Annotated in this window: 21 protein-coding genes and 2 tRNA genes; 11 read left to right on the top strand and 12 right to left on the bottom strand. The window is 59.2% G+C overall.

The window, feature by feature from the left end; genetic code table 11:
* Positions 1-110: 110 nt before the first annotated feature.
* The 3 genes from hisC to A6U86_RS00945 all read right to left on the bottom strand — a co-directional run bounded on the left by hisC (position 111) and on the right by A6U86_RS00945 (position 3412).
* Positions 111-1169 (bottom strand): histidinol-phosphate transaminase, encoded by a 1059-nt coding sequence (gene hisC / locus A6U86_RS00960; RefSeq protein ID WP_068385113.1) that lies wholly within the window; start codon positions 1167-1169, stop codon positions 111-113.
* Between the two features lie 110 nt (positions 1170-1279).
* A complete protein-coding gene (locus A6U86_RS00955; RefSeq protein WP_141683611.1) occupies positions 1280-1678 on the bottom strand; it encodes a hypothetical protein in 399 nt (132 codons plus the stop codon).
* 810 nt (positions 1679-2488) lie between these two features.
* Positions 2489-3412 carry a LysR family transcriptional regulator gene (locus A6U86_RS00945; protein ID WP_068385105.1) on the bottom strand — a complete coding sequence of 308 codons (924 nt, stop codon included), beginning with the start codon at positions 3410-3412 and terminating at the stop codon, positions 2489-2491.
* A gap of 178 nt (positions 3413-3590) precedes the next feature.
* Here A6U86_RS00945 and A6U86_RS00940 point away from each other — a divergent pair, with 178 nt between their 5' ends.
* From A6U86_RS00940 to A6U86_RS00920, 5 genes are all read left to right on the top strand, one after another.
* Positions 3591-5153 (top strand): MFS transporter, encoded by a 1563-nt coding sequence (locus A6U86_RS00940; protein ID WP_068385102.1) that lies wholly within the window; start codon positions 3591-3593, stop codon positions 5151-5153.
* A gap of 224 nt (positions 5154-5377) precedes the next feature.
* Positions 5378-5743 carry a hypothetical protein gene (locus A6U86_RS00935; RefSeq protein WP_234906165.1) on the top strand — a complete coding sequence of 122 codons (366 nt, stop codon included), beginning with the start codon at positions 5378-5380 and terminating at the stop codon, positions 5741-5743.
* Positions 5744-6178: 435 nt separating this feature from the next.
* Positions 6179-7240 (top strand): porin, encoded by a 1062-nt coding sequence (locus A6U86_RS00930; protein ID WP_068385099.1) that lies wholly within the window; start codon positions 6179-6181, stop codon positions 7238-7240.
* Between the two features lie 431 nt (positions 7241-7671).
* Positions 7672-8733: a 3-deoxy-7-phosphoheptulonate synthase gene (locus tag A6U86_RS00925; RefSeq protein ID WP_068385097.1), complete on the top strand. Its 1062-nt coding sequence runs from the start codon at positions 7672-7674 to the stop codon at positions 8731-8733.
* A 362-nt stretch (positions 8734-9095) separates the two neighbouring features.
* Positions 9096-9521, top strand: coding sequence for a lipocalin-like domain-containing protein (locus A6U86_RS00920; protein ID WP_068385094.1), 426 nt, complete (start codon positions 9096-9098; stop codon positions 9519-9521).
* 112 nt (positions 9522-9633) lie between these two features.
* Here the strand turns inward: A6U86_RS00920 and A6U86_RS00915 are convergent, their stop codons facing one another.
* The 5 genes from A6U86_RS00915 to A6U86_RS00895 form a co-directional block, all read right to left on the bottom strand.
* On the bottom strand, positions 9634-10020 hold the full coding sequence (locus A6U86_RS00915; RefSeq protein WP_068385092.1) for a DUF6314 family protein: 387 nt from the start codon (positions 10018-10020) through the stop codon (positions 9634-9636).
* A 24-nt stretch (positions 10021-10044) separates the two neighbouring features.
* Complete coding sequence (msrA, locus tag A6U86_RS00910) at positions 10045-10572, bottom strand: peptide-methionine (S)-S-oxide reductase MsrA (RefSeq protein WP_068385089.1); 528 nt, start codon at positions 10570-10572, stop codon at positions 10045-10047.
* Positions 10569-11018 (bottom strand): peptide-methionine (R)-S-oxide reductase MsrB, encoded by a 450-nt coding sequence (msrB, locus tag A6U86_RS00905; protein ID WP_068385086.1) that lies wholly within the window; start codon positions 11016-11018, stop codon positions 10569-10571. The genes msrA and msrB overlap by 4 nt, the downstream gene beginning before the upstream one ends.
* A 178-nt stretch (positions 11019-11196) precedes the next feature.
* Positions 11197-11694 carry a GAF domain-containing protein gene (locus A6U86_RS00900; RefSeq protein WP_068385083.1) on the bottom strand — a complete coding sequence of 166 codons (498 nt, stop codon included), beginning with the start codon at positions 11692-11694 and terminating at the stop codon, positions 11197-11199.
* A gap of 41 nt (positions 11695-11735) precedes the next feature.
* Complete coding sequence (locus A6U86_RS00895) at positions 11736-12389, bottom strand: pentapeptide repeat-containing protein (protein ID WP_174071736.1); 654 nt, start codon at positions 12387-12389, stop codon at positions 11736-11738.
* Positions 12390-12800: 411 nt separating this feature from the next.
* Here A6U86_RS00895 and A6U86_RS00890 point away from each other — a divergent pair, with 411 nt between their 5' ends.
* Complete coding sequence (locus tag A6U86_RS00890; protein ID WP_068385081.1) at positions 12801-13496, top strand: hypothetical protein; 696 nt, start codon at positions 12801-12803, stop codon at positions 13494-13496.
* Positions 13497-13683: 187 nt separating this feature from the next.
* Here the strand turns inward: A6U86_RS00890 and A6U86_RS00885 are convergent.
* Positions 13684-13760 (bottom strand) — tRNA-Pro (locus tag A6U86_RS00885).
* A gap of 302 nt (positions 13761-14062) precedes the next feature.
* On the opposite strand from A6U86_RS00885, the gene A6U86_RS00880 reads away from it, so the two are divergent.
* Positions 14063-14473, top strand: a complete 411-nt coding sequence (locus A6U86_RS00880) for a hypothetical protein (RefSeq protein WP_068385078.1) — start codon at positions 14063-14065, stop codon at positions 14471-14473.
* A gap of 173 nt (positions 14474-14646) precedes the next feature.
* Here the strand turns inward: A6U86_RS00880 and A6U86_RS00875 are convergent.
* Positions 14647-14721, bottom strand: a tRNA-Gln gene (locus tag A6U86_RS00875).
* A gap of 157 nt (positions 14722-14878) precedes the next feature.
* On the opposite strand from A6U86_RS00875, the gene A6U86_RS00870 reads away from it, so the two are divergent.
* Both A6U86_RS00870 and A6U86_RS00865 read left to right on the top strand, forming a co-directional pair.
* Positions 14879-15181 carry a cupin domain-containing protein gene (locus tag A6U86_RS00870; protein ID WP_068385075.1) on the top strand — a complete coding sequence of 101 codons (303 nt, stop codon included), beginning with the start codon at positions 14879-14881 and terminating at the stop codon, positions 15179-15181.
* Positions 15178-16086: an MBL fold metallo-hydrolase gene (locus A6U86_RS00865; protein ID WP_068385073.1), complete on the top strand. Its 909-nt coding sequence runs from the start codon at positions 15178-15180 to the stop codon at positions 16084-16086. Before A6U86_RS00870 ends, A6U86_RS00865 begins: the two co-directional genes overlap by 4 nt.
* A gap of 67 nt (positions 16087-16153) precedes the next feature.
* Here the strand turns inward: A6U86_RS00865 and A6U86_RS00860 are convergent, their stop codons facing one another.
* Positions 16154-17086 (bottom strand): DUF1499 domain-containing protein, encoded by a 933-nt coding sequence (locus tag A6U86_RS00860; RefSeq protein ID WP_068385069.1) that lies wholly within the window; start codon positions 17084-17086, stop codon positions 16154-16156.
* 241 nt (positions 17087-17327) lie between these two features.
* On the opposite strand from A6U86_RS00860, the gene A6U86_RS00855 reads away from it, so the two are divergent.
* Positions 17328-17741 (top strand): hypothetical protein, encoded by a 414-nt coding sequence (locus A6U86_RS00855; protein ID WP_068387614.1) that lies wholly within the window; start codon positions 17328-17330, stop codon positions 17739-17741.
* A 91-nt stretch (positions 17742-17832) separates the two neighbouring features.
* Entirely contained in the window at positions 17833-18114 is a 282-nt protein-coding gene (locus tag A6U86_RS00850) for a hypothetical protein (RefSeq protein WP_068385066.1), read from the top strand.
* A 27-nt stretch (positions 18115-18141) separates the two neighbouring features.
* Here the strand turns inward: A6U86_RS00850 and ppdK are convergent, their stop codons facing one another.
* A complete protein-coding gene (gene ppdK, locus A6U86_RS00845; RefSeq protein ID WP_068385063.1) occupies positions 18142-20808 on the bottom strand; it encodes a pyruvate, phosphate dikinase in 2667 nt (888 codons plus the stop codon).
* Positions 20809-20838 lie beyond the last annotated feature (30 nt).

The following is a 20838-nucleotide window of genomic DNA, read 5'->3' as shown; positions in this document are numbered from 1 at the left end:
CTGCATAATCACCAATGGCAATGAGGCCGACCTAGGTCGGCCTCAGTCTTGAGTGGTGGCGCATTTCAAGCGCCAAGTCGCGCAAGCATGCTGCCTGAGGCTTCGTTGAATCAGCCCAATATTTCGCCGAGCGCTGCCAACAGTCGATCACATTCGGCATCCGTGCCGATGGAGATACGCAGGAAGTCGCTGATACGCGGAGCTGCAAAGCGCCTGACCAGAACCGACCTGCTCCTGAGCTCCACTGCCAAATCCGCGCCCAGCCTGTCCGGATGTCTTGCAAATACAAAATTGGCGGATGACGGAAGCACCTGGAAGCCCAGCTCTTTCAGCCCGACGGCGAGGCGTTGCCGGCTGGCAATGACCAGAGCGCGCTGACGCTCAAACCAGTCCCGGTCTTCCCAGGCGGCAATCGCACCCGCCAAGGTCAGCCTGTCGATGGGATAGGAATTGAAGCTGTCCTTGACGCGCTCCAGAGCCTCTATCAGCGGCCTCTGCCCGACAGCAAAGCCGACGCGAAGCCCGGCAAGGCCGCGGGACTTCGAGAAGGTCTGGACCACCAAGAGATTGGGGTATTTGCGGACCAGCGGAATGGCGCTGTCGCCGCCGAAATCCACATAGGCTTCGTCGATGACGACCACCTGCTCCGGGTGCTCCCGTACAAGCGCCTCAATCTCCGACAGAGGCAGGCCGATGCCTGTTGGTGCGTTGGGATTGGGCAGAATGATCGCGCCGCAGGGCTGGCGATAATCGTCGACCCGAACACGCATCTGCGCATCGAGCGGAACTTCATGGAAGCTGATCCCATAGAGACGGCAGTAGGTCGGATAGAAGCTGTAGGTGATGTCGGGGAAAAGCAGCGGCTCTTCATGATTGAGGAGCGCCTGGAACGTATGCGCCAGAACCTCGTCCGAGCCATTGCCGATAAAGACCTCGTTCTTGTCGAGGCCATGGCTGGCGGCAATTGCGGCGCGCAGCCCCTGCGCCGTCGGATCCGGATACAGCCGAAGCGTATCGTTCACGGCCCGCGAAATCGCCTCCAAGGCATGGGGAGACGGGCCGTAAGGGTTTTCGTTGGTGTTCAGCTTGACGATATCGCTGATGGCGGGCTGTTCGCCGGCGACATAGGGGATCAAGGAGTGAACAATCGGGCTCCAGAAACGGCTCATGGTAATTTCCAAGTTTTGGCGGTTGCAGGCGGGTTGGTATGGCGTGGTTCGATTTTACGGTCTTATGTAGCGAATGCCGTCATCGAACGACAAAGTTGAACCCGAACCGGTCATCTTTGCCATGGAAGCAGAGCTTCATAGAAGCAATCGGCAAACTGAAAGGTGAGACCCAGCGTACCCGTCTTCGTTCGGAGATCGAAGTCAATGTGGTTGGCGTCGAACTTTTTTTCCAACACCATGTCGCTGAGGATACAAACAATAGTTTTGAGCATCTGTTCGTCAGGATGATATTGAAAGGCGGTACCATCCATATCGGCGCTCGAATATTTTTTCCCACCCTGGCTTATAGAGACCAGATGAGCACATCCGACGATCTGGATCAGTTCATCTTTGTTCGCAAGAATTATTGCAAATGCGGCCAAAACCTTCGAGAGATTTTGTTTGTGAACATGGATTGAGACATGATCGGAAAGGAAAGAAAGATCGTCCTTCAAGTTTAATTTTATCAATGATGCCTCCTTTGTAAGCGTCCGCCTACCGCCCTCGGCGATCTTATATACACTTACCCGTTCCGAGTTGAGGCGGGGCATAGAACCATGTGCGGCGTGCCCTCGAGCTTCTTGAAGATGCCCCTCATTTTTGCCTCGCCTCCCGGAATTAACGCCCATTGTTCGGCGGTCGGTTCTGGTTCCAAGTGAACTTTCTCTAGTACAGCTATGTTATCTTCACTCTCCAGTCGGAATGTGGTGATCCAATTCAGGCTTCCAAAGTTAGCAGTCACTTGCAGGCGGTGCGAACCGGTATCAGTCACCTTCACCGCCTTTTGAAGGATTTCATGGCGGGAGCCTGAGATAAGGACAAAGTCGCCTTCTATGAACGCCCAATATTCACCCTTACAAGAATCTCCCAAAGCGTGAAGCTCGCTTGAAGTGAACTTTCGGACAACAGGGCTCTCGTCGCTTTCAGAGCAGGAGCTCATAAATGTGCCACATAAAATTAGCACCATGAGAGCATGTGGCCCCAACCCGTATGACCTTCCGCTATTTGCCAATATATTACCTCCCCAAAACGCTTCGCAACTATCGCGTGTCCATACCTTTTAGCTACGACCGATTAGAAGTCCTTAAATTGAATTTTTAAAGTTTTAAGAGGAATGCGTTCGCCGGAAACGATGTACGCCAAAGTGTTGGCCCTGCGTCTCGCGTGGCACTGAATGTCCGCTTGCGACGCAAAGCTACCGCCAGAAAATGTGGTGGCAGTAGCAACTTCAATCCGCAATTTTGCATAACAGTTGAAGACTGGCCGACACAGGCCCTAGGTCAGGCCCTGGGAGCAACGGGCAGCACATCGCAGCTTTTCGCAAAGAGCCTTTCGCTCAGAAAATCGACAAATACCCGGACCTTCGGCGACAGGTGCCGGCTCGATGGCCAGAGCACGTGGAAATGGCCGGGCTCATCGATGAAATCATCGAGAACGGTTTGCAGCCTGCCTTCGGCAAGCGAGCTGCGCACCAGGAAATCCGGCATGCATCCGATGCCGAGGCCCGCGACTGTAGCGCCGCGCACGGCCTCCATATTATTGCAGGAAAAGGCGGTTCGCATGCGCAAGTCAGGCTCCTCCTCCGACAAGGTCAGCGGCCAATCCTGCAGCTTGCCGCTGTTGGGGAAACGGAAACGCACCGCCAGATGCTCGTTGAGCGCGCGCGGGCTGTCGGGAACGCCGTGGCGCTCCAGATAGCCGGGGGCTGCGCAGATCAGCATCTGGAATGGCCGCAGGGTGCGCGACATCAGGCGTGAATCCGGCAGGTCGCCGCTGCGGATGGCGACATCGACGCCCTCCTCGATCATATCGACGATGCGGTCGTTGAAATCGATGTCGAGTTCGACATCGGGATAGCGCGCCACGAATTCCGGCACCACCGGCAGCAGGAAATGATAGCTGACGATCGGCACGCTGACGCGCAGCCGCCCGCGCGGCACCGCAACCGCCTGCGCCAATGAGGCCTGGGCATCGTCGAGATCGTCGAGCACGCGCCGGCAGCGCTCGTGAAAGAGGCGCCCCTCCTCCGTCAGCCGGATGCTGCGGGTGGAGCGCTGCAATAGCCGGACGCCAAGCTGTCGCTCCAGATTGGTCACCGCCTTGCCGATCGCGGAGGCGGATAGACCAAGCACGCGACCGGCGGCGGCAAAGCTGCCGAGATCCGCTGTGCGGACGAAAGCATTCAGGCCACTCAAGCGATCCATGGGCACCTCATTCGAGCGTTTTTTTCCGGTATATATGGAGTTATAGCCTCATTATCATGGCATTACAGCAAAACTATCTTCCAAGGGTCATTTGAAGCCCCGTGGGCAGCGGCGCGTCACCCGCATCACTCCCAGGAATGCCCACGGTTCTCCTTGCTCGAACCCAACGGAAAACCCGATGACCTCATCCAAGCCAAAGGTCGCAAGTCCGACCGAAAAATTCTTCGTCCTTGTCGCGGTCTGCTGCGCGGCGGCGGCAATGCCGCTGACTTTCACCGGCCCGGCGGTGGCGTTGCCCGCCATCAGCCGAACGCTCGGTGGCAGCCCTATTGCGCTCAACTGGGTCACCAACGCCTTCATGCTGACCTTCGGCAGCAGCCTGATGGCCGCCGGCGCGCTTGCCGACAGCTTCGGCCGCCGCCGCATCTTCCTCACCGGCGTCGGTTGTTTCGCACTGTTCTCGGCCGGACTGGCTTTTGCCGGCGATATCGTCTGGTTCGATATATTGCGAGCCTTGCAGGGTCTTGGCGCAGCGGCCGCGTTTTCCGGCGGCATGGCGTCGCTCGCCCAGGAGTTCGATGGTACGGCGCGCATGCGGGCCTTCAGCATCGTCGGCTCGAGTTTTGGCGTTGGCCTCGCCTTCGGCCCGATCACCTCCGGCCTGATGATCGATGCCTTCGGCTGGCCCTCGATTTTCCTGCTCGTCGTTGCCCTGGCGCTGCTCGCTCTCGGTCTTGGTGGCTATTTCCTGCGTGAATCCCGTGATCCCGCGGCGACCGGCCTCGATTGGCCGGGAGCGCTGAGCTTCACGCTTGCCCTGACGCTCTTCACCTATGGCGTATTGCGCGCGCCGGAGACCGGCTGGAGCGACCTGCTCGTCATTGCCCTATTGGCTGGTGCAGCCTTGCTGCTTCTCGCCTTCGGGATCATCGAACGCCGCGCGAAACGGCCGATGCTCGATCTCACGCTGTTTCGCTATCCGCGCTTCGTCGGCGTGCAGTTGCTGGCGGCGGCGCCCGCCTATGCCTTCGTGGTGCTGCTTATCCTGCTGCCCGTGCGCTTTGTCGGCATCGAAGGCATGAGCGAGATCACCGCCGGGCGGATGATGGTCGCCCTGTCGGCACCGCTGCTCATCCTGCCGATCGTGGCCGGCCTTCTGACCCGCTGGTTCAGCGCGGCGACGATCTGCGGCACCGGCCTTCTCATTTCGGCGGCGGGCCTCTTCTGGCTCAGCCATTTCGCAGCCGGCTCCGTGCCGTCCTCCCTCATCGGCCCGTTGCTGACGATCGGCATCGGCATCAGTTTGCCGTGGGGCTTGATGGACGGTCTCGCCGTCAGCGTCGTTCCCAAGGAGCGCGCCGGCATGGCGACTGGCATCTTCAGCACCACGCGTGTCGCGGGCGAAGGTGTTGCCCTTGCCGTCGTCAGCGCCATTCTCTCCGCCTTCATCCAGTCCCGTCTCGGGACCTCGGCGGGCGAACACGTCTCTGCCGCCGCACAGCGACTTGTGACCGGCGATCTTGCGGCCGCGGCATCGAATGTGCCGGCGATCGGGCATGATGCGTTGATACAGGGCTATGGCGACGCCTTCAGCGCGCTGCTCTGGCTGCTGACGGCGATCACCACCATCACCGCAATCGTGGTCTTCTCCTTCCTTGGCAGAGGATCGTCAAACGATATCGCCGAGGACGCTGATGAACTGCCCGAAGGAGACGAGGCGCTCCGCATATCGAAGGCATAGGACATTTTGACAGGCCGGCCGAGGGCAATCGCCCCGGCCGGTCACGACGGCTCGCGGCACGGCAAGACGGCAAATCGAGGGCTTAAACACACCGAAGGTGCTTTTGCAGTGCAACAGAATATTTCGCCATCATATAAAATGTGCGCATCAAAACGCGGCGGACCTCTGTCTTTGAAACCGCGCAAGGCTGGCGTTTAAAAGCGCCGCTGCTATACGGTATCTTCATGACATCAGACCGGTTTTTGAAGATTATCGCATGGGCCTATATCGCGGCGCTGGTTGCCGTGACCCTCGCGCATCTCAATTGGCAAGCCGCGCTTGGCAATCCGTTCGACATATTCCGCGCCGGCGCACTTTGCATAGCCGGCATGCTGGCACGGCTCGCCTATCCCCAATCGCCGTCTTTCACCTGCCTGCTGATGATCGGCAGTGTGCTCGCGCTTTATCTTTCGCATTTTCTGGCCAACGGCAGTTATGGGTCGACGCTCGATATCGTCGTTGGCATGGCCAGCGGGCTATGGGGCATCATGCTTGGTTCGGTCTTGAGCAGGCTTTTGGCCTCCGCCTCGAAGCGCACGGCATCCTACTGACATACTGAAAGAGCGGGCAGTCGCTTAACGACAATGCCTTCGACTGGCGCGGGGGCATGATGCTCGTTGCGTGCCTGGAAACCGGCGATCGCCTTCCGGTCTATCCACTCCACCCAAGTATATCTCAAGAGTAGCAGAGATTTGAATTTGCTTACTTCATACCCTGTAATGACTATTGCGTAGCCAATATTATGTAGAACTTACTATCTGCATTTGTGGATGTGGCAATCATGCAACTAGAATTTAAAATTCACGAAAAAGACATGTTGTGAAAAATATATCATATAACTTTACCGGAATTCGTCTTTAATAACGACCAGAAGCGGGTGGGGCCCGTTTCTCCCGAGTCGGGGTTTTAAACAGGGATAGGGTCAGGGCACGTCGATTTTTCGGCGCGACAGCCTATGCCCAATCTATATTGGATTGGAGTTTTTTATGAACATCAAGAGCCTTCTTCTTGGCTCCGCTGCTGCTCTTGCAGCAGTTTCTGGCGCTCAGGCAGCTGACGCTGTCGTCGCCGCTGAGCCGGAACCGCTCGAATACGTTCGCATCTGCGACGCGTACGGCGCTGGTTACTTCTTCATCCCGGGCACGGAAACCTGCCTGAAGATCGGCGGTATGGTTCGTACCGAAGGCAAGTGGTACAACGCTTACAACCCGGCCGACCGTTACGGCACGCTGTGGCATACCCGCGCCCAGTTGAGCGTCGACACTGCAAGCGACACCGAATACGGTCCGCTGAAGACCAACACCATCTACCGTTTCGACTGGCAGGATGGTGGTTCGACTGGCGTCAAGCTGCTGTTCGCAAACATCAGCCTCGCTGGCTTCACCATTGGTAAGCTCGACTCGCAGTACAACCTGTACATGGGTTATGCTGGCAACGTCATCAACGACGACGTGGTCTATGACGGCCCGTACGAACTCAACCAGTTGACCTACAACTACGATGCAGGCAACGGCTTCACGGCTGTTATCTCGCTCGAAGACACCAACTCCGGTTCGGGTGCCAAGGGCGTCAACGGCGAAGACAGCTCCGACCATTACGCTCCTGACGTTGTTGCCGGTCTCGGCTACAAGTCTGGCAACTTCGGCTTCAAGGTCGTCGGCGGCTATGACTCGATCGTTGAAGAAGGTGCCGTCAAGGCTCGCTTCGATGCTGACTTCGGCGTCTTCAAGGCCTTCGTCATGGGTGGCTACAACACCGATGGCGACAAGCTGAACAAGTACGCAAGCTCGAACGGCACTGGCCCGGCCAAGACCATCGGCTGGGGCGACTGGGCTGTTTGGGGCGGTGTCACCGTTCCGATCGACTCCAAGCTGCAGGCCAACGCTCAGGTTGCCTACACCGACTCGAAGATCTTCGCTGCTACCGCAAACGTTCGTTGGAACCCGGTCAAGAACCTCCTGGTTCAGCCGGAAGTTTCCTACACCAACTGGGACTCCATCAACCAGGACCAGTGGGCTGGCGTTCTGCGCTTCCAGCGTAGCTTCTAATAGCTCGTTTACGAGATCTGATCTGACTTGACCCCTGATCGGATGGGGGCCGGCCTTACTTCCAGCGAAGTCGGGCCGGCCCTTCCGAGACAGGGGTTACGCTTTTTCCGCGCCCCTCACCCGCGCGACAGTGACCGCTTGAATAAGCCTGAAGACCCGATTTGACCGCAAGATGAAATGCCATTGCCATAGGTGAACGGCATTCGTTTCTTCCGCATCAATCTCATCGACATCGCGCCTTTTTTGTCGTAGAGACATCGCATGTCGTTCAATTATGCATATGCCTCGCGATTTTATTCGTACCGCTGCTCTCAGCGGAGGCGGGCCTGTGCGTAGTTAAACTCGACGCGACACCAAAGACCCGAACAGCCGCTAGTCTACCTGGCGGCTTTTTTGTCGCCATGGTATGACCCCTACAAGGAACCGATACCGTGTTGAATTCCACTGACGACCTGCGCATTGTCGAGATCACGGCGCTGACGCCACCCTCTCGCATCATCGATGAAATCCCCCGCGACGAAGCGGTGACGACAACCGTCACCGAGGCCCGCAATGCCGTCCACAATATCCTGCGCGATGAAGACGACCGGCTGATCGTCGTCATCGGCCCCTGCTCCATCCACGACCCCGCCGCAGCGCGCGAATACGCAGCGCGGCTGAAGGAACAGCGTGACCGGTTCGGCGACGATCTCGAAATCATCATGCGGGTCTATTTCGAGAAGCCGCGCACCACCGTGGGATGGAAGGGCCTGATCAACGATCCCCATCTCGACGGCAGCTATCGCATCGAAGAAGGGCTGCGGATCGCGCGCAAGCTTCTGGTCGACGTCAACGAAATCGGTCTCCCCGCCGGTTGCGAGTATCTCGATACGATTACGCCGCAATATATCTCGGATCTCGTGAGCTGGGGGGCGATCGGCGCCCGGACAACCGAGAGCCAGGTGCATCGGCAACTGGCCTCCGGCCTCTCCTGCCCCGTCGGCTTCAAGAACGGGACCAATGGCGATGTGCGGATTGCGCTCGATGCCATCATAGCCGCCTCGCAGCCGCATCATTTTCCGGCCGTGACCAAGGAAGGCCTTGCAGCCATCGCCTCGACACGCGGCAACGAGGATTGTCACCTCATCCTGCGTGGCGGCAAGCAGCCGAATTACGATGCGGCGAGCGTGCAGGCGACTGCCGAGCAGGCGCTGAAGGTCGAGCTGGAGCCGCGCATCATCATTGACGCCAGCCATGCCAACAGCAGCAAGAATCCGGAAAACCAGCCACTGGTGGTTACCTCCGTCGCCGAGCAGGTATCGGCCGGCGACCGGCGCATCAAAGGCATGATGATGGAAAGCAATCTCGTCGCCGGACGGCAGGACCTCGTTCCCGGCAAGGCGCTGGTCTATGGCCAGAGCATCACCGACGGCTGCATCGACTGGCCAACATCCGTGCGCACCCTGGAGGATCTGGCGCGCGCGGCACAGGCAAGACGGCGCCTGGCTCGATAGGTCTCAGAGCCAGGCTCGAAATGCATGCTGCATTTCACGTTCCTATCAATCTCCTTGAGAGGCGATATGAGCGACGAAATATCCCGGCCACCGCGCTTTCCGCCGTGGCCGGGAAATCCCTGGAGAAACGTCTGCATCGTCCGACCGCTTCGCAACCCAAGGGATTGAAATCACCGAATTTCTCTTTCAGTCAGCTTAACCATGAAGATCCAGGCATGTTTGGGTGGTCGCGACCGCCTTTAGTCGGCCATTGGCGGTCCTTGTCGCATCCTGCGAATTTGATGGTGTTTTGCAATTTGCATGGCAACATGCCCTGCCTTCGACAGGCGGGTACATCTAGGCAAACGACGACAGGAGCGAATATGTCTGAACGCGACACCCGGCTTCACGGTTCCTGGTGGCTGGTTTCCATGGAGACCGAGCTTCAGGATTCAAAGGAGCGCAGTCAACCATGGGGCGCCAAGCCCAACGGGCATCTCATCTTCGGCTCCGATGGACGAATGATGGTGCTGGTGACCGCAGAGACACGGGAACCGGGCAATACCGATGACAAATTGTTGGGACTTTTCCGCACGTTGATGGCCTATACCGGACGGTATCGGATCGACGGGAACAGGTTCATCACAAAGATTGACTCATCCTGGAATGAGGCCTGGAACGGCAGTGAGCAGGAGCGGTTCTACAAGCTCGACGGAGACACGCTCGAGGTCTTCACGGCCTGGATGCCAAATCCGCTGGTATCGGGTAACCCGATAGGAAGGGCTGTTCTCAATTTCAGACGCGAGTGATTTTCACTCCGCTGGATTCGCAACCAGTCACTAGCGAGCAATTCACCAACTTGACGGTGAGTATCACAACCAGGCAACCCTCAGTCACCCAGCTTGTTGTTCAGTCAACCTCTCAGGCTCGTCGATAGTGCGCGAGGCTGAGGTAGTGCTTGCGCGGCCCGCGCACGTGCCACATCTCCGCCCAGGCATCCGGCCCGCGAAAGAACAAGCGGCCCTGATAGAGATCGGGACTGCAATGATGGATGATACGCTGAGATGCGCCGTCGTCGATGCGGATGAATTCGGCAAGGCTAGGGAAGCGGATAGTGAGGGCATCGGCCGCATCGTCGAGCCGATAGGTGCGACTGCTTCTCAGCGTCGCGTACTCGCTGCGCGTGTCGCCATGCTCCTCGAACTGGACAGGCGTTACGAACGCCTGTCCTTCGAAAGTGATCACGGAGCGATTGAAGCGATCGATGATCCGGCGCTTCACATTCCACGTACCGAGATAGGGCTTCAACCGGTCGATGGGACCGCTCCCCTATCAGGATGCCGCGCGCTGCGCCGCGTCCGCATTCCGGACCGGAAGCTTCCAGCCGGGCCGGACGAAATGGCAGGTGTAGCCATTCGGATAGCGCTCCAGATAATCCTGGTGCTCCGGCTCGGCTTCCCAAAAATCGCTAACCGGTACGACTTCGGTCACGACCTTGCCGGGCCACAGGCCGGAAGCATCAACATCGGCGATCGTATCCAGTGCCACCCGCTTCTGCTCGTCGCTGGTGTAGAAGATCGCCGAGCGGTAGCTGGTGCCCATGTCGTTACCTTGGCGATTGCGCGTGCTCGGGTCATGGATCTGGAAGAAGAATTCCAGAAGGTCGCGGAAGCTGATCTTCTGCGGATCGAAGATGATCTCGATCGCTTCGGCATGCGTACCGTGATTGCGATAGGTGGCATTGCGGACATCGCCGCCGCTGTAACCGACGCGCGTCGAGATGACACCATTGTAGCGGCGGATGAGATCCTGCATGCCCCAGAAGCAACCGCCGGCGAGAACTGCACGTTCCGTAGTCATCTTACATCCTCCACTTGGTCGATATAGGCACCATAACCCTCGGCTTCCATCCGGTCACGCGACACGAAGCGAAGGGAGGCGGAATTGATGCAATAGCGCAGGCCGCCACGATCATACGGCCCATCCGGAAACACATGGCCGAGATGGCTGTCGCCATTGGCCGAGCGTACTTCGGTGCGCACCATACCGTGCGAGATATCGGTCAGCTCGCTGACATTGGCCGGCTCGATCGGCTTGGTGAAGCTCGGCCAGCCGCAACCGGAATCGAATTTATCGGAAGAGGCAAAAAGCGGCTCGCCCGAAACGATATCGACATAGATGCCCGGTTCCTTGTTGTAGAGGAGTTCGCCGGAGCCGGGACGTTCCGTACCGCTTTGCTGCGTTACGCGATATTGCTCGGGGGTAAGCTTGGCTATCGCCTCTGCTGTCTTGCTGTATTTGGCCATTCTTGTTCTCCTTGCCCCTCGGCACGCGTTTCGAGCTTGGCCAGTGCCTGCAAGAGGATGCGGGGGCGGTCATTAAGCTCGATCAGCGCTAAGGGAATGATTGCAGAGCCAATATAGGCATCACCGGAGCCTTTTGCCATATCGATCACGCGGGCGTGACGCGTGCCCGCCTCGCGGCTCAGCCGGCCGCTTGGCTGGCATCGGCGTAAATTGCGGCCAGCGCCTCGATGCCGGCCTGGTCGTCGGCATCGAAACGGCCGGTGACGGGGCTATCGAGATCGATCACGCCGAAAACCCGGCCATCACGCAACAACGGCACCACAAGTTCGGATCGCGAGGCAGCGTCGCAGGCAATGTGGCCGGGAAAGGCGTGGACATCTTCCACCAGGATCGACTGCGCCTTTTCGACTGCCGTCCCGCAGACGCCGCGGCCGACTGCGATGCGCACGCAGGCCGGCTTGCCCTGAAATGGGCCAAGCACCAGCTCGTCATTTCCATGCAGGAAATAGAAGCCGGCCCAGTTGAGCTCCGGCAACATCTGAAAAATCAGTGCGGAAGTATTGGCGGCATTGGCGATTGCATCCGGCTCACCCGCAAGCAATGCCTGCAACTGGTCCGCCAGCTCACGATAGAATTCTGGCTTGCTGTCGTGTTCGATCGTCTTCTCTGCAAACATCACTCACCGCTTTCTCAAGAATCGCGTTTTGGGGACCTGCATCAGTCCTTGTCATCGGGGTCATCAGGCGCGCATGGCCAGACGGAAGGAGCACTCAACCAGGATGGCAACTTGGTGGTGGTGTCGCCGCAGGCCAGATTGATCTGCGCCTGCTGGAGACCCGTTGCGTTCGTCAGATCGAGGCCCTCGATGCGGGTCAGGTACATGAAGGCTCCGCTGAAGGATACCGGTCCCTGCATGACAGCACCGGCGAGCGTCGCGCGGGAGAGATTGGCAAAGGAGAAATTCACGTTCGAGAGCACCGCCTTGTCGAAATCGGCGCGACCGAGCTCTGCCTTCTGGAAATCCGCATTGTTGAGCTTGGCGCCGCCGAATTCGGCGCGCTGCAACTCGGCATTGGCAAAAGAAGCACCATTGGCGGAGGCGTTGCTGAAATCGGAGCGATATGCCTCGATCCTTTTAAAGTTCGCACCATCGGCATGAACATTCTTCAGCCAGGTGCGCACCAAGGTCGCTTTTTCAAGATTGGCGGAAGTCAGGTTGGTATCGCTCAGATCCGTGCTGTCAAAGTGAGCGCCGGCAAGATTTGCGCCATTGAGATCACTGCTCTGCAGCATGATATTGGTCTTGCTGCATTTGCTCCAGTCGAGGCCAGGGGCTGCAACATTGCCGCAATCGCCCGCCTGTGCCGACATACCGGCTCCGGCCAGCAGGAGCACAGTGCTCAGAACCAGAATATCCAGACTGCGTGCGACGCTCGGCCCTTGCCCGACGGCATCTGGCGACCGCGCATCGCGGCGCTGTCTCAATGACCTCAACCCCTCCCCGACCAAGCCGGCCACCCCTTCAAAAAAACTCATCCCGTTACTCCGCTTAGCCCCTGTAATCCGTCTCATGCCCGAGTCGGACGCACTCACCCTCCTTTGTATATGGTGCTGCGCGCGACAAAAAGAACGGTTTTACAAAAGCGTCCCGGAAGGAGTGGGGAAGACCCATGATCAGGCAGCGGCCGCGCATGGATTTCAGTTCACCCATGTCGCAAGCTCCGGCGATATTTTGCATAGCCGCGCACGACCCTCCGTTGCAGTTCACGCGCGCCAAAGCTTATGTGCGCGCAATTTCTTCAGGAGGTCACATTGATTCGAGCAGCAATTTATTCCCTGATCATTTTTGTCGGCGCGATAGCGGCCGTCATCCTATTGGTTCAGTTCGATTTTCTTGCAAAAAGCCAATTCTGTAAACCGGACGACCCATGCATTCAGCAGTGGTTTGCAGCGCTGAGTGGATGGGTTGGCGCGATTGCGACACTCACGACCCTCTTTCTGCTTCGTGAGCAGATCCTGCAAAGCGGCAAGCAGCACGCTCAATCCATCAGAGCCGAGTACAGAGACGACATCCGGCTGGCCGAACGGGTCATGAACCGATGCATCCTCCTGCAATATCGAGCCGAGGAGATGATCCGCATCAAGGAAAAGGCAGCCCATGGCAGCACCGATATGCGATCCGCCTATTCCGACGCACAAAGCGCCATAAAACTTCTCACGCTTGAATTCGAAAAAATCGATGACCTTCAGGCCTGGGATGCGAAGCACATGGATGGCGCGCTCTACACGCTGGAACCCGCGCTCGACAAGCTAGAGCGCCTTCACACAAACTTCGGCGGGCCTGGCGATATCCTTTTTGGAGATCCCATGTACTGGGGCGTATCCTTCAACTCCTTTTTTACCGTTGCCCTCGACGTCCTGAGCTATGCGCGAGAACGGCAGGCCAGTGCGGCTGAACTGATCAAGGATCTGTCCTAGGCGATCTTACTTCATCCAGCAGCCGCGACCTTTGCCAAATGCGCGGTTAGAGCCTCAAAGGCGGAGAGCGAGGACATTCCTCACATTCGCTTTTGAGGTGGACAGCAATCGGTCCGTCATCCAGAAAACAGCTTTTATCGAAGGAGGCTTGTTCGGGAGTAAAGCCTTTATCCGCAAGGCTTTTCGCTGGTCGGAGTGGAGTGATTCGAACACTCGACCCCCACGTCCCGAACGTGGTGCGCTACCAGACTGCGCTACACTCCGTGACCAGCGGCGCTTCTATAGACCAGCCATTTTTGATGCACAAGCACCAATCTCAAAAAACCATTTGATTTTTGACGAAAAGATTACAGTGGCCATTGCCCAGAAAATCGGCAGGAGGGACGCTCGAAACGGGTTGGCGTGCAAAAGACGCAACAGATTGATTAAAATCCCGCTTGTACACGCGGATGGGAATTTTCTTTTGCCGGCTTTGGCGCTAAAGCCCTAGGCGGGACAGGTGGAAACGTCGTGGGACAGCGACCTTTCCGCGACCAAATGCGTGACAGAAGCTCAAGGACGACACGATGAATATCCGCATGACCACCGCGGCGGGACTGTTGCTGGCGCTAGCCGGTTGCAGCACCACGACAACAACGACACCAGGCCTCTCGCTGATCGCGAGCAACCCCGTTCAGGACCGCTGGGAAGGCCAGTCCGCTGGACGCTTCTTTGCGGCCTACGGCCCGCCGCTTTCCGACCGCGACGAAAGCGGCAACCGCGTCTATACGTGGCGTGGCGGCTACAAGACCATCACCATCGCGACCAAGGACGGCAAGAAGGGCGGCAAGCGCTACCTCAGCTGCAAGGCCGACATCGTCACCAACCAGAGCTACGTCATCCGCTCGGTCCGCATCCTCGGCGACCAGCCCGGCGTCAGCGGCTCGTCCTATTGCGCCGAACTTCTGGCTCCGCCGGAAAAAGCGCAGGCGAGCTGAGACCGGAACCTTACCGGCAAACCAATTCGACGGGCGGCTCGAAACGGCCGCCTGTTTGCGTTTGAAACCTCTCAGGACTTCGCAGGCATCAATTAAATGTCGTTTTTCGGTCGCGGCCCATTTAGGCGCAGCGAAGAGCTCAGTCGTCAATATCGGGGGGATTAGTGTCTCTGTGGCTGGGGCGCCAGGATTCGAACCTGGGAATGCCGGTACCAAAAACCGGTGCCTTACCGCTTGGCGACGCCCCAACAGAGGAAATGGCTGCCATAGCGGCCAAACCGGCGTCTGATTAGCAAAGGTCGCATCCCGCCACAATCACTAAGTTAGGCTCAAGCGCATATTTCTGTGCGCTTCCCGGATCGCTATGATAGGTCTTGCTGCGCTGCAATCCAACCAGGAGATCCGATGAGCCAGTTTCGCGCCCGCCCGCCGGCTGTCCCGACCGTGCTCCTCGATGATGCCGTGGTGCGCATCACGCGATGGGATTTCGAGCCGGGCGCCGATACAGGACACCATGTTCATGGCCTCGGCTATGTCGTGGTGCCGATGACGGATTGTCAGTTTCTTCTGGAGGAGCCAGGCGGCAACAGGCGCGTCGACATCGCCAAGGGCGCTGCCTATCGGCGCGAGGCTGGTGTCGAGCACAATGTGGTCAATGCCGGCTCCGAGCCGATGTCATTCATCGAAATCGAATACAAGCAATCATGAGCACACCCGACTTCGACCTTGCCTTCGAGCCAGCCTATGGCCGCGCCGTTCCGGTTGCGCCCGACATCGAGCGGATGACGGTCAACAATCCCAGCGCCTTCACCTTTCATGGCACCAACAGCTATATCGTCGGCGGTTCGTCCGTGGCGGTCATCGATCCCGGCCCGGAGGATGAGGCGCATTTTGCCGGCCTGATGGCGGCGCTGAAGGGGCGCGAGGTCACGCATATCTTCGTGAGCCACACCCATCGCGATCATTCGCCGCTTGCAAGGCGACTGCAGGAGGCAACGGGCGCACGCACGGTCGGCGAAGGGCCGCATCGCTCCGCACGGCCGCTCTTTCAAGGCGAGATCAACCCTTTCGCCGAAAGCTCCGATATGGAGTTCCAGCCGGATATCGTGCTTGCCGATGGCGAAAGCGTCTCGGGAGACGGCTGGCAACTGACGGCGCTGCTGACGCCCGGCCATACGGCCAACCATGCCTGTTTCGCGCTCGATGGCAGCGGCATCGTGTTTTCCGCCGATCATGTCATGGCCTGGGCGACCTCCATCGTCGCGCCGCCTGATGGCTCCATGGCCGATTACATGGCATCGCTCGAACGGCTGCTTGCGCGCGACGATCGCCTGTTCCTGCCGGGTCACGGTGGCCCGGTCAGGGAGCCGGCCTCCTTCATGCGTGGGCTCAGGACCCATCGGCGCATGCGCGAACGCGCCGTGCTGGAGCGCATCAAGGCTGGCGACCGGCTGATCCCCGATATGGTGAAAGCCATCTATCGCGATACCGACCCGCGCCTGCATGGCGCAGCAGCGCTTTCGGTGCTGGCGCATCTGGAAGATCTCGTGGAGAAGGGTCGCGTGGAAACCGATGGCCCACCGGCACTGATGGGCACCTACCGGCCGGCCTGAATCAGTCTACCTCTTTATTTTAACGCAATTCCGGACGGAAAACCGCTGCGCACTTTTCCTGGAATTGCTAGCTTCCGGCAATGCCGAGCAGCTCAGCGTCAAGCGCCTTTAGAAAACTGTCCGCCATGTCGGCGCTGACGCCGAGATCGCTCTGCCCATAACGGGATGCGACGCGGATATCGACCAGCGTCGTTTCAGCCTCTTCACGAAGACGGATCAACACGTCGCAAGGTAGGCCGAAAATGCGGGTGCGGGTCTCACCCTGCAGGATGACATCGGTGTTCTGGCGGATCAGATCCGCAACGCCATCGCGAAAGGGGCGCGGCGTTGGCACGGGAACAAAACCTGGCACCTCGCCGACGGCATTGTCATCCTGGGCTGGGCCGGGAGTGAGCGTACGAGTGCGGCGCCTTGGTTTTACATTACCGTTCGGATCGGCAACATCGGCGCCATCGGCCTTGACTATGGTGATGTGATTGTCTCTCGCAACCTTGCGAACCGCCTCTAGCACACGGTCGGCAGCACCCTCGTAACGACGGCTGATCAGGGCGGGATAGGCATCGAATTGCGCCTCACGCTCCCCTTGTGTCACCAGATGCCGCGACGGCAGCCAGATCTGCCTGGCGTCCGGTGTCGACAGCCATTCCGGGGGATCATTGAGGTCAGTCGAGACCTCGTAGATCGGCGGCCGGGTCCAGTAGCGCTCGGCACCGAAGCCGAAAATCGCAAGGGGCAAGGCGGCATAGACGATTGCCTTGACCGCGGACACACCGCCGAAGGCGGCGCTTTGCCAAAGCTGGGCAAGGCCGATCACCGCCAGCAGAACCGCCACGGCGGCACAGCCGGCCGAGATCAACAGCAGCAGCACGAAATAGGGCATTTCCAGTGGGCCGAAACGATGGCCGATCAGCGTGACCCCGCAGAGCACCAGCGCGAAGGACGCGATCAGACGCGCGGCGCGGGCAGCATGTGAAACGGGACGGTCGAAGCGAATGGTCATCAATGGCTCGTCGGCACGTCGGATCGGAAGCCGGATGCGCCGATTCCCGGAAAGCGACTTATGTTTAGATCAGGAAATGGTGAAAATAAATCGAATCTCATGACGTCGGCGAGCGATCTCCCGTCGGCGCCGATTCCAGCGGCGAACAGCACAAAAATGTGAGCACTTGCTTAAATTCCTAAAAAAGGCCATTCTTTAGCGTTTTATCGAGGCTGTGAAAGGACTTGATGAGATGGAACCAATGCTTTCTCAAGACGTCACCGCCAAGTCGGCAGCAGGAGCGCCGATGGTACCGGCGGATGCGGGCGACCCGATCCTGCCGCTGGAGCTTCTGGAGCTGGAGCTTTCGCTCGAAGGTTTTTCCGGCGGCGAACCGGGCTTCTGCGAAGCCGTGCGAAGCGCCGCTTCGGCCGTCAACGGCGATTTCCTCTTCGATCTTCCCGCAACCGGCCTGATCCCCGATTGCCGCAGGCTTGCGGTCATCAGGATCCCCGAGGGCGATACAATGGGTACCCTCTTTGCTGCGCTTGATGAGGACGGCGCCGAGATCCGCCTGTTGCAACCCGATGAGGAAACCGAGCATCTTGTGCGTTTCGCCGATGCCTTCATCGATCTGCTGCAGCGCCTGCCGGAACAGCCGAGGGAAGCCGCCTAGGCATTCGGCCCGCGGCGATGATAGGCCTTTCGCGCCATCAGGCGCGGCGCTATAATTCGTGACTGCATCTCTGCATTCAGGACATCAAGTCATGCGTATCGCTGCTTCCATCCTCTCCCTTCTTGCCATCGCGTTCGTGCTTTCTTCGTGCCAGACCGCCGAGGAAATCCGAGCGGCCGACGAAGCCAGATGTGGCGGCTACGGCTTTCGGCGCGGCAGTGAGAATTTTGCCAATTGCCTGATGAATCAGGATCTTAGCCGACAGGCGGACCAGCGGGCTTTCATGGAAAGCAACGATGATTTCTTCTGGGGTCCGACAGTCGTTGTCGGCGGGCCGAGATATTACTATCACCGCGGCTATTGGCGTCGCTGAGCAACGCCGCACGCAATCACTTGAGAATCAGGTTCGTCCCTTGATCGCTGCTTGAGCGGCTGCCAGCCGCGCAATCGGCACGCGGAAGGGCGAACAGGACACGTAGTCCAGGCCGATATCCTCGCAGAAATGGATCGAGGCCGGATCACCGCCATGCTCGCCGCAGATGCCGAGCTTCATGTCGTTGCGCGTGCGGCGGCCGCGCTCGGCGGCAATGCGGATCAACTCCCCTACCCCATCGAAATCGAGCGATATAAACGGATCGTGCTCGATGATGCCCTTGCGCTGATAGGTCGGGATGAAAGCGGCGGCATCATCGCGCGACATGCCGAACGTGGTCTGTGTGAGGTCGTTGGTGCCGAAGGAGAAGAATTCGGCAGCCTCGGCGATGATGTGGGCGCGCAATGCGGCGCGCGGCAGCTCGATCATCGTGCCGACGAGATAATCGATCTTCATCATCGCTTCGGTCATCACGGCGCGAGCAACCTCATCGATCCGCGCCTTGACGTAATCCAGCTCCGAGCGCAGGCCGACCAGCGGCACCATGATCTCGGGCACCACCGGGGCACCGGTTTCGCGCGCTGCCAGCACCGCAGCCTCGAAGATCGCCCGCGCCTGCATCTCCACGATCTCGGGATAGGAAATCGCCAGCCGGCAACCGCGATGGCCGAGCATGGGGTTGAATTCGTGCAGGGCATCGACGCGCTGGCGCAGGATAGCCGGCTCCATGCCCATGCTGCCGGCAACCTCGGCAATCTCCTCGTCCGTCTTCGGCAGGAATTCATGCAGCGGCGGATCGAGCAGACGAATGGTTACGGGCAGACCGTGCATGATGACAAACATGCCGGTGAAATCGAGCCGCTGCATCGGCATCAGCTTGTCGAGGGCGACACGACGGCCAGCCTCGTCTTCGGCAAGGATCATCTCGCGCATCACATGGATGCGATCTCCCTCGAAGAACATATGCTCGGTGCGGCAGAGACCGATGCCTTCGGCACCGAAGGAGCGCGCGGCACGCGCGTCCGCCGGCGTATCGGCATTGGTGCGCACAGTCATGCGCCGCGAGCGATCGGCCCAGGCCATGATCAGGCCGAAATCGCCCGACAATTCGGGCTGGATCATCGGCACCTCGCCCTTCAGCACCTGTCCGGTGGACCCGTCGATCGTAACGATATCGCCCTTCTTCAGAGTGACGCCGATGCCGATCAGCTTTTCGTTGCGCATATCGATGCGCATGGTGCCGGCGCCGACGACGCAGGGGATGCCCATGCCACGAGCGACGACGGCCGCGTGGCTGGTCATGCCGCCGCGCGTGGTAAGGATGGCCTCGGCGGCATGCATGCCATGAATATCTTCCGGGCTCGTTTCGATCCGCACGAGAATGGCCTTTCGGCCCTCCTCCTCGGCTGTTATCGCCTCTTCGGCCGAAAAGACGATCTCTCCGGTGGCGGCACCCGGTGATGCCGGAAGGCCGGAGCCGATGACTTCGCGACGAACACGCGGGTCGATAGTCGGGTGCAGCAGCTGGTCGAGCGTCATCGGGTCGATGCGGGAAACGGCTTCATCCTCGGTGATCAGCCCCTCGGCCACCATATCGACGGCAATCTTCATCGCCGCCTTGGTGGTGCGCTTGCCGGCGCGTGTCTGCAACATCCAGAGCGTGCCGCGCTCGATAGTGAATTCCAGATCCTGAACGTCGCGATAATGCGCCTCCAGCTGTGCGCAGATGCCACGGAATTCCGCGAAGGCTTCCGGCATCAGCTTTTCCATCGACGGCCGGTCGTAGCCGGAGGCGATGCGGGCAGCCTCTGTGATGCTCTGCGGTGTGCGGATGCCGGCGACGACATCCTCGCCCTGGGCATTGACGAGAAATTCGCCGTATAGCTCCTTCTCGCCTGTCGACGGATTGCGGGTGAAGGCAACGCCGGTTGCGGAGGAATTACCCAGATTGCCGAAAACCATCGCCTGGATGTTGACGGCGGTACCCCAGGCTTCGGGAATATTGTGCAAATGGCGATAGGTGACGGCGCGCGGGTTCATCCAGCTGGAAAACACCGCACCGACCGCCCCCCAGAGCTGGACCTCAGGCTCCTGCGGGAAGGCCACGCCAAGCTCTTCCTCGATAACGGTCTTGTAGATCGAGACGACATGCTGCCATTCGACGGCGGTGAGGTCCGTATCGAATTCGTGGCCGAAGCGAGCCTTCTCATCCGAGAGGATCTCTTCAAAGACCTCGTTGTCGAGACCCATGACGACATCGGCATACATCTGGATGAAGCGGCGATAGCTGTCCCAGGCAAAGCGCGCGTCGCCGGCATCGTGGCCGAGCGCCTGCACGGTGTCGTCATTGAGACCGAGATTGAGGACCGTATCCATCATGCCGGGCATGGACGCACGCCCGCCGGAGCGCACCGAAACCAGCAGCGGCTGCTTGGTATCGCCGAACTTGCGTCCGGTAATGGCTTCCATCTGCCTCAGGCCCTGCATCACCTGCGGCTTCAGCTCATCGGCAATTTTGCGGCCATTCTTGTAATAGTAGGTACAGGCTTCGCTGACGATCGTCAGGCCGGGAGGAACCGGCAAGCCGAGACTGCACATTTCAGCAAGATTTGCGCCCTTGCCGCCGAGCATCTCATAGTCTCCGGCGCGCCCCTCGGCTTTGCCGGCACCGAATGTGTAGACCCACTTTGTCATTGTCTCGTCCAACTCCCAGGTTGAACTTAA

The sequence above is a fragment of the Rhizobium sp. AC27/96 genome, from assembly GCF_001692325.1.
Taxonomy (GTDB): Bacteria; Pseudomonadota; Alphaproteobacteria; order Rhizobiales; family Rhizobiaceae; genus Rhizobium.
Note: the sequence above shows the minus strand (reverse complement) of the source record. Positions and strands in the feature narration are given on the sequence as shown.